The organism is Colwellia sp. BRX8-4 (assembly GCF_014077345.1).
Taxonomy (GTDB): Bacteria; Pseudomonadota; Gammaproteobacteria; order Enterobacterales; family Alteromonadaceae; genus Colwellia_A.
Map to the genome: position 1 here is coordinate 371,368 of NZ_JACGVS010000002.1, position 9,081 is coordinate 380,448.

8 protein-coding genes are annotated in these 9,081 nt (G+C 32.6%); all 8 read left to right on the forward strand.

Features of this window, described 5'->3' with window-relative positions:
* Window positions 1-337: 337 nt before the first annotated feature.
* On the forward strand, window positions 338-1,393 hold the full coding sequence (locus H4J56_RS03440) for a Wzz/FepE/Etk N-terminal domain-containing protein (protein ID WP_182258871.1): 1,056 nt from the start codon (window positions 338-340) through the stop codon (window positions 1,391-1,393).
* 17 nt (window positions 1,394-1,410) lie between these two features.
* Window positions 1,411-2,445 carry a UDP-N-acetylglucosamine--undecaprenyl-phosphate N-acetylglucosaminephosphotransferase gene (gene wecA, locus H4J56_RS03445; RefSeq protein ID WP_182258872.1) on the forward strand — a complete coding sequence of 345 codons (1,035 nt, stop codon included), beginning with the start codon at window positions 1,411-1,413 and terminating at the stop codon, window positions 2,443-2,445.
* Between the two features lie 163 nt (window positions 2,446-2,608).
* Window positions 2,609-2,887: a hypothetical protein gene (locus H4J56_RS03450; RefSeq protein WP_182258873.1), complete on the forward strand. Its 279-nt coding sequence runs from the start codon at window positions 2,609-2,611 to the stop codon at window positions 2,885-2,887.
* 279 nt (window positions 2,888-3,166) lie between these two features.
* The gene (locus tag H4J56_RS03455; RefSeq protein ID WP_182258874.1) at window positions 3,167-4,369 is read left to right on the forward strand and encodes a lipopolysaccharide biosynthesis protein; all 1,203 of its coding nucleotides are present in this window, start codon (window positions 3,167-3,169) and stop codon (window positions 4,367-4,369) included.
* Window positions 4,356-5,642, forward strand: a complete 1,287-nt coding sequence (locus tag H4J56_RS03460) for a hypothetical protein (RefSeq protein ID WP_182258875.1) — start codon at window positions 4,356-4,358, stop codon at window positions 5,640-5,642. Before H4J56_RS03455 ends, H4J56_RS03460 begins: the two co-directional genes overlap by 14 nt.
* A 40-nt stretch (window positions 5,643-5,682) precedes the next feature.
* Window positions 5,683-6,789, forward strand: coding sequence for a glycosyltransferase (locus tag H4J56_RS03465; RefSeq protein ID WP_182258876.1), 1,107 nt, complete (start codon window positions 5,683-5,685; stop codon window positions 6,787-6,789).
* Between the two features lie 59 nt (window positions 6,790-6,848).
* Complete coding sequence (locus tag H4J56_RS03470; protein WP_182258877.1) at window positions 6,849-7,973, forward strand: glycosyltransferase; 1,125 nt, start codon at window positions 6,849-6,851, stop codon at window positions 7,971-7,973.
* A gap of 2 nt (window positions 7,974-7,975) precedes the next feature.
* Window positions 7,976-9,079, forward strand: coding sequence for a glycosyltransferase family 4 protein (locus H4J56_RS03475; RefSeq protein WP_182258878.1), 1,104 nt, complete (start codon window positions 7,976-7,978; stop codon window positions 9,077-9,079).
* The last annotated feature ends 2 nt before the right edge of the window (window positions 9,080-9,081 follow it).

Here is a 9,081-nt window from a genome sequence, read left to right on the forward strand (position 1 = left end):
ATCATTTGAGTTGCTGGGAGTGAGATAAATTTGTATTCACGGGTAAAAAAAAACGGCTATGTAGCCGTTTTTTTTGGTTATTGGTAATTTAAATTAACATTACCCTTTTCAAGCTCGTTCGAAAGCTTATAGCTAACGACATCTATTTTTAATAATCGATCTCCGGTGTCTTATCTACGAACTTAATTTTGGAGATAATCATGAGAGTTATACGTAGCCAAGAACAATGGCAAACCATCATTGAAGATCAGCAAAACGGTGGCTTAACTAAATCTAATGCAGTATAATCCGCAAGCTTTAATAGGGAAGTGTCCTATTGTTATTCAAATAGTTAAGTATGGAAAATCTGCAAGTGCCAAATCAGAATCAATCGAGTAATAATAGTACTCAGCAATCCACTACACAGTTTTCTCCAGAAGTACTTTTGCTTTCTCAGCAACTTGCCGAAAAGAATGACTCAGACGATGAAATTGACTTAGCAGAATTATGGCGAGCTATATGGTCAGGGAAATATATTATCATCGTTATTTCATTTATATTTGCTGTGTCATCTATAGCTTTTGCCTTATCAAAACCTGATGTTTATAAAGCATCAATTTTATTAGCGCCAGCCTCATCAGATTCTGCCGGTGGAATGGGGGCTCTTGCTGGACAATTTGGTGGTTTAGCCAGTCTTGCGGGAATTAGCTTAGGTGGCGGTGGAACTGATAAAACGGCTTTAGCTCTTGAAATTATAAAGTCACGCGCATTCCTTGAAACCTTTATTATTAAACATGAATTGTTAGTGCCGTTGATGGCCAGTGAAAATTGGAATAGAGCAACAGACTCTCTCGTTATTAATAAAGAAATTTATGATAGTAAAAATAAAAAATGGTTAAGAGAAGCCTCATACCCCAAAAAGTCTGAACCGTCTTCTTGGGAAGCCTATCAAGAACTTTTAAAATTACTTTCCATTACACAAGATAAAGCAACATCGCTAGTAACAATAGATGTCGGATTCTATTCACCTGATGTAGCAAAACAATGGCTAATTTGGCTAGTTAAAGACGTTAACGACTTTATGCGTGAAAAAGATGAAAAAGAAGCTCAGTCTTCTATTGATTATTTAACAAAACAACTTGAGAAAACAGAAGTAAGTGCCATGGAAACTGTTTTTTATCAATTGATTGAAGAGCAAACAAAAAATATGATGCTGACTAAGGTTTCAGCAGAATATGTTTTAAAAACGATTGACCCTGCTCAAGTACCAGAAAAAAAGTCTGGCCCTAAGCGTGCATTAATTGTAGTACTAGGTACAATGCTGGGTGGTATATTGTCGGTACTTATCGTTTTAATCAGACACTCTACTAAGAACAATAAATCGACTAAACCAAAGGACGAAAATTTAGCGTAAGCTAATATGAAATTATGATGGAAGTATTTATCTCTGCACTTACCGCTTTTTGCTTTGCCTTTATCGCAATTAAGTTCTTTAAACCTGTAGCAATAGAAGTTGGCTTAGTTGACAAACCAAGCGAGCGAAAATTGCATGCTGGACATATTCCGCTTATTGGCGGAATTTCAATCTTCATAGCGGTACTTATGGCTAGCCTTTTATGGCTTCCTAATACTTTAGAGCTTCGTATGTACCTCATTGCCTCAGCAATGATGGTTTTCATTGGTGCGGTAGACGACAAATTTGACTTGAAAGTACGTATTAGAATTATTGGGCAGCTTATTGTCGCTAGTCTAATGATTTATGGCGTAGGTGGTTATATTTCAAACTTAGGTAACTTGTTTGGTTTAGGTGATGTAACACTAGGCCCTGTAGGTATTATATTTACCTATGTCGGTATTATTGTTGTTATCAATGCTTTTAATATGGTTGACGGTATTGATGGTTTAATTGGCAGTTTAAGTATTAATACTTTTACGTCTATAGCTATATTATTTATTATGAGTGGTCAAAACGATTACGTGAGTTACCCGTTAATACTTGCTACGGCGACTATCCCCTATTTAATTTTTAATTTAGGTTTAGCGTCCAAAGCAAGAAAAATATTCATGGGTGACGCAGGAAGCATGTTCATTGGTTTAAGTGTTATTTGGTTATTAACCATGGGGACCCAAAATGAAAACGCCTCATTTAGGCCTGTAACCGCGCTGTGGATTTGCGCTGTACCATTAATGGATATGTTAGCAATAGTGGTTCGACGTTATAAAAATGGTAAATCGCCTTTCAAACCAGACAGAGACCACCTTCACCATATACTTCAACGTGTAGGTTATAGCTCTCGTAAAACTTTGGTTGTTATCTCTATATTTGCAGTAGCAATGTCAATAATTGGTTTGGTGGGTGAATATTTTACTGTGCCAGATGTGATTATGCTAACAGGTTTTATTTTCATGTTTACCTGTTATGTCGTGATAATTAGAAAAATCACAAAGTTTGAAAGAGTAAAGTAGATAAGCCTATTGACAGTGAATTTTAGTTGAATAGTTAAGTTATTGTAAATAAAATTTTTAATGGGTGTGTTCTGGTTTTTTTATGTTGAATTTTTTCAACAATAATTGTTTTTAAACTGTAGTTTATCAATTTGAAATGTAGTGATTTTTACAGAGTTTTAAGATGTTTGGTAAAGAAAATAAAAAACTAGCAATCATTGGTCTTGGTTACTTAGGGCTACCACTAGCCGCTGAACTTGGTGAGAAATATACTAAAGTTGGCTTTGATATTAACCAAGCTCGTGTAAGTGAATTACGTGATGTTATTGATTCGACATTAGAATGCTCTGCCGATGAATTACAAGAAACACTAAAACTAACCTATTTAGATTCAACTGTTGATTTAAAAGCACATAACGTATATTTCGTTACCGTGCCAACACCTATTTATGATCACAAATAACCTGATTTGACGCCGCTTATTAAAGCCAGTTCATTACTTAGTTTTTAGCCTGAGTTCATAATCCAAGATGGTATTAATAAGACTATTCCTTGTTATGTTAACTTTATATTTCTAGAAAATAATTAAGGTTAATAAAGCTTTGATATTAAATAAGTAGTTATTTAGGTTAGGGCTGTAAATTTTTTATTCAAAAATAAATAAACTTTTATCATTTAAGTTTATTGCTGCGATATTATGAAGCTTTTTAATATAATAATTGCTTAGAATTAAGGTTTTTTTATGCTTGTGAAACTATTTAGCCAGTCATTTGTAGGCTCTTTGGTATACGCTTTAACCCAGTGGTTAATAATTGCGTGTATTAGTAAACTTTTATCAATTGAAGCAACAGGGGTGTATGCTACAGCATTAGGTATTGTTGTTGTTGTAAACGTATTTTTTAACTTTGGAATAAGACAGATAACTTTTACTTCAGGTACAGAGGAGGTGCTAAAACTCGGGAAAGCTATTCTTTTTTCTCAATTGACTGGTCTTATAGTTGCTTCTTGTATTTTAGTAGTTTTTTATCCCGAACTTTTGTTACTTGGTGTGTTTATTTATTTACATAAAATAATAGAAAGCTTTTCAGAATATCAATATGGGGTTTATCAGCGGAGTGAAAGTCATTACAAAATAGCAATCTCGAGAATCATACGCTCTCTAACTTATACCGCTACTTTTGTTGTTACACTGTATTTGACACATAGCTTAAGCCTTTCCACTTTAGCAATGGCCATTAGTAATGCTGCTTCATTTTTCATTGTTGATAAATTTAGGTTTAAAAATTCAGATGTAAAAGATAAAAAGAGGGCACTTAATGTCTATTTTAGCCTAGGGCTACCGTTAGCTATTACCGCTTTTTTACTTTCTTTAAGAAGTGTATTACCTCGTTTTTTTATAGAAAATGAAATGTCGTTTGAGTATGTTGGAATGTTCGTGTCATATCTATATTTAGTAAATGCAGCAGGTATTGCTATCCAGTCTTGGTCTCAAGTTATATCGCCTAAGATATCTATCGCATTCAATAATAATGACTTTACGCAGGTTAAGTCTATTTTTTTAAAGGGGGGAGTAGGTGTTTTTTTATATTCACTTGTCTTTGCTATCGGTTTTTACTTTCTAGGTAAGGAATCAGTTAAGTTGATTTATAGTGATGAATTGAATTTGGAAACTAGTACGATAACAGCCATCTTACTGTACATGTTCACAACTTATATCGCTTCATATCTAGGTTATTGCGTTACGGCAATAAAAGAATTTAAATCACAACCACGAATTTTTCTATTATTACTTTTAATCTGTATCATATTTGTGCATTTGTCAGCTCAGATGCATAATTTAGATTATATTATCTACGCATTAGCTGGTGTTTCTATCCTCCAAGTAATAATACTGTCTATTTTGTTCTATAAAAAAGTGTATCAAGGTTCTTATGGACGCGGTTAACTTTTTTAAAGCTATTGTTTTTACATTGTCTTTATATCCATTACAGTACTCTTTGCGATCCTTTCTAAAAGGGAAAATAAATGCTGCGGTTATCCTTTATCCGATATTTTTTGTTTTTTATTCAATACATCTGCTCTTAGATGTGATTTATGGCGTTCCCATATACCCAAAAAAATTCCATTCGTTCTATCTCGCTACTCAAAACCTTGAGACGGTGATTATTTATCTTTTATATGTGGTTTCGGTGATTGGAGTATTTACATACTTTCAAAAAAAACGGAAGTATATTCTAGTTGAGAGAAGAAAAAGACAAAGTTTAGTTGTTTTGGTTATTAAGAGCTTTTTTTTATTCTTTGCCATATATTTATCTTTATATTTTATTTCATCACCGAACCCTTTAGACTATTTGGTCTATGGGGATATTAGAACTGTTACTAATCCTGCAGCTAAACTTTATTATGGCAAAGTAGCCTTCTTTTCAATGATTTCAGGCTTTATAATTTTAGTTTTGAGGGCTTCTGATGGTAGTAGATGTAGTCAAAGAAAACGAATTGTGTATGTTTTTATATTACTGCTAGATATATACCTGAATAACAAGCGCTTAGTTTTTTCATTTATCCCTCTATATTATTTGTTAGAGGTGTTTTTTTCTGATAAGAAAAAAATACCAACTTTGAAATTTGCTATATCAATGGTTTTAATGGTTATTGCTTATTACAGTTACGCGCATTTTATTAAGCTTTCAACTAAGGTGGTAGATAACGATTTGATATATTTTTACTTAAGGCATGAGTTAGGTCGAGATGACACTATGCAATTCGCCATCTACCAAACCATAGTTAATGGTAGGGATATCATGGAATATCACGGACAAAGTTTTATTTCGACAATTCTTAATTATTACCCTAGAGATTTCTATTCCAATAAACCATATCCTTATAGCCAGTACTTCACTAATAATTTACTTTATGGTCGAGTGGGGGCTGGTCTACTGGGCTGGTCTGTTACTACAAGTATCCTAGATGAATTTGTGTCTAATTTTCACATTCTAGGTTTACCGCTATCACTTTTATTCATTGCTTATTTTATTAAATATATTGATAAACAAAAAAAAATTAATGTAAAACTGTTTTTTATGTTTCTTTTTATCTTATTAATTATGGTTCACACTAGCCCTTATGGGTTATTAGTTTACATTGCTGGTTGGATTGTTATTAAAAAATCTTTTAAAAAAAGTATGCTTAGTTTAATACCTAAAAAAGTAAAAGAATGAGACGTAGTAAAGTTTTTAAAATCTATAATGAGAATATACAATGAAAGTTGCGCATGTTTTAAGAGGTCTTGAGCCTGGTGGAGTCGAAAAGTGGTTGGTTGATTTAACTTATGTTAATAAGAATGCTTGCGATCCGATTGTTTTTGATTTTATATTGCAAAATAAACATGAGGTTTTTTTTGAAGAAGATATTCTTGAAAATGATGGGCATGTAATAAAATTAGAATATAATAAGAGAAATATCATCAGCTATTTATTCCAATTATACCGTGAGTTTAAAAATAACCAATATGATGTTGTTCATAGTCACGTATATCATTTTTCAGGTGTTGTGTTACTGATTGCGTATTTGGCTGGTGTAAAAACAAGGGTGAGCCATTGTCATAATGACAAATCTGATATTAATAATAAATCGAATTTTGTTAGGAAGTTTTACCATAAATTATCTAGGAGCCTGCTTGAAATATTTTCGACGCAAAAAATAGCGGTCAGTCAATTAGCTGCAGATTCATTGTATAACACCTCAACGGACCTTGAACTAATCCCATGCGGTGTGGGTTTTGAGCTAAATTTACCTGAATATTCGTCAGACTTAGAAAAACGAAAATTTACATTGATGAATGTTGGTAGTTTTGTTTACCAAAAAAATCATGCATTTATAATCGAAATATGTCGCGAACTTAAAGCAAGAAAAACCGACTTTATCTGCTACTTGATTGGCGCAGGCCCTTTACAGGCGGATATTATTCATAAAATTAATAAATACCAACTGAATAAAGATGTAATATTGCTTGGTAAAAGAAAAGATGTCCATCAAATTATGAGTAATGTGGCCAATGTTTTCATTTTTCCATCGCATTTTGAAGGTTTAGGCTTAGCAGCTATTGAATCACAATATTATGGTATGAATACTCTTGTTTCCAAAAAGCTACCGGAGGAACTTAATGTTTCAGATTTTATTCAATTTCTTCCAATCGATAAAAGCTCTGTAGAATATTGGGCTAATAACATTTTAAACACTGAACCCATCAGTAAGAGAAGTAAAGAAGACTGTGTTGAGCGTATTAGAGCGTCTAATTTATATATAGATAATAATTATCTGAAGATGCTAGAGCTATATCGTCGCAAATCTAATAGCTGTAATTAAAAGTAATTAAGCACATGTACTCTTTAGTTTAACCCTAGTAAAAACATACCGGAAGTAAAATGAACTTAATTGTTATAAGTGAACCTGAACTGATTGTCGGGAAAGGTACAAGAAATAATGCACTAAATGAGATTCTTACCTATTATCTCGAACATAATCAATCGGTAACCTATTTCTCGTCTAGCGATCAATTACAAGAGTTTAATGTTGATGGTGTTGAGTATTTTTCGTTATCGAATTATTCGAAACAGAAGCGCATTGTCTTTAAAGAGTTTTTCTCTATTCGGAAAAGGTTTAAGGAAATATTAGCCAAGTATAAGGATGCTCATGTGCAATTTAGGTTGCCATCGTTATATTCAATGCAGATATACCTCATTGTTAAGAATTTAATTCCCAAGAAGCAACTTAGTTTTTACATTGCAGGGGATTGGCAAGAAAGTCTTAAGTTTAATTACCCAGAAAAATTATATTTAAGTAAAATCCTGCCTGTATTACAAAATAAAATTATTCAGAACCATTTGTGTGTTTTCACTGGCAAAACATTATTAAATAAAAATGTTAAACGCGTAGAAAGGGGATTTGCTTTTTATTCAACTACGCACGCTAATAAAGATGTGCCTGAAACTATTACCGATAAAAGTGAAAAATTAGGTATTTGTTTTATCGGACGAATTGAAAAATTAAAGAATTTTAATTTTTTTATTGAGTTAGCTAAGTCAGAAAAAATATCAAGAAAATATTCTTTCCATTTATTGGGGGATGGTCCAGAAACTACCCATGTCAAAGACACCTTAATTAAGTGTGGCATAACTAATTTAACCCTGCATGGTCATGTAAACGATAGAGTGACATTTGATGAAATAATCTCAAATAGTAAGTATTTTGTTTTACCTAGTTATACCGAGGGAACTTCAAAAACGTTACCAGAAATGATGTGCCGTTCTACCATACCTATAGCCTTTAATGGTGTAGGTTCAAATAACGATATTTTACAACACAACAATGGATTCCTTAGTGATGTTGATGATTTAGATGCCGTTATTAATTTTATTAATGAAGTAGATATGGATAATGAAAAATATTTCCAGATTTTGCAAGCGGGTAATAAATACGCAAAAGAAAATGCAATTGAAAAGCAGCTAAAAACTATGTTTGAATTTTTATATGCAAAAGTAAAAGGGTAAAAATGAAAGTCATCGTTTTTTCAGCTAATACCTCTTGGTATCTTTATAACTTTAGGCGATCAACAATTCAAACTTTTATAGATTTAGGATATAAAGTTGTGTGCTTTTCTCCAGCAGATGATTATTCTGAAAAAATTAAAGAGCTGGGTTGTATTTGGCAGCCACTGTTCATGAATAATAAGTCAACTAATCCATTAAAAGACTTTATGATTGTATTGCAGTTCATTCGTTTGTTCTCAAAATATCGTCCAGCTTATTGTTTCAATTTTACGGTTAAAAATAATATTTATGGGACATGGGCAGCCAAGTTATTAAGAGTGAAAGCTATTAATAATGTTTCAGGGCTAGGCACTGCTTTTATTCATAACAACATGACGTCAAAAATAGTAAAGTTTTTATATAAAACTAGCCAACCTTTCGCTTCAACTGTGTTTTGTCAAAATCCAGATGATTATGATACTTTGTTACAGCATAATTTAGTGCCGCAGGACAAGTTGATTTTGTTACCAGGCTCAGGGGTTGATATTGATATGTTTAATCCTAGTTTGCGTAAAGAGAAAACTGAAAAATTCAAGTTTTTATTTGCAGGCCGTATTTTAAAAGACAAGGGGATTATTGAGCTGATCGAAGCTTTTAACTGTATTAGCCAAAGGGATTTTCCGTGTTCTCTGACATTATGTGGCTTTGCTTCATCTGACAATATTTCTGCTATAGGTGAAGATAAAATACTTGAGTGGGAGCGTAATTCTAACATTAAATGGATAGGCTCAAGTGATGATATGCCTAATGTTTACGCCTTAGCTGATTGTGTTGTTTTACCTTCTTATAGAGAAGGAATGCCAAGGAGCTTATTAGAAGCTGGTGCAATGGGTCTTCCATCTATCACAACAGATGTTCCCGGTTGTCGGAATATCATTAAGAACCAATATAACGGTTACATATGTCGTGTTAAAGATGTTACAGATTTATATAATTCGATGCTAACAATTTTAAAACTAACTGATGATGAGCTTCTTCAGTTATCAGTAAATTCCAGAAAGCATGTAGAACAATATTATAATGAGAGCATTGTTATCAATGAGGCTGTTTCTGCAGTTAATAAATAACT

Bases quoted from the DNA above. Each gene is read 5' to 3' on its own strand.
- H4J56_RS03440 (WP_182258871.1), top strand. From the start codon at position 338: ATGGAAAATCTGCAAGTGCCAAATCAGAATCAATCGAGTAATAATAGT.
- H4J56_RS03450 (WP_182258873.1), top strand. From the start codon at position 2,609: ATGTTTGGTAAAGAAAATAAAAAACTAGCAATCATTGGTCTTGGTTAC.
- H4J56_RS03475 (WP_182258878.1), top strand. From the start codon at position 7,976: ATGAAAGTCATCGTTTTTTCAGCTAATACCTCTTGGTATCTTTATAAC.
- H4J56_RS03465 (WP_182258876.1), top strand. From the start codon at position 5,683: ATGAAAGTTGCGCATGTTTTAAGAGGTCTTGAGCCTGGTGGAGTCGAA.
- H4J56_RS03460 (WP_182258875.1), top strand. From the start codon at position 4,356: ATGGACGCGGTTAACTTTTTTAAAGCTATTGTTTTTACATTGTCTTTA.
- H4J56_RS03455 (WP_182258874.1), top strand. From the start codon at position 3,167: ATGCTTGTGAAACTATTTAGCCAGTCATTTGTAGGCTCTTTGGTATAC.
- wecA (WP_182258872.1), top strand. From the start codon at position 1,411: ATGGAAGTATTTATCTCTGCACTTACCGCTTTTTGCTTTGCCTTTATC.
- H4J56_RS03470 (WP_182258877.1), top strand. From the start codon at position 6,849: ATGAACTTAATTGTTATAAGTGAACCTGAACTGATTGTCGGGAAAGGT.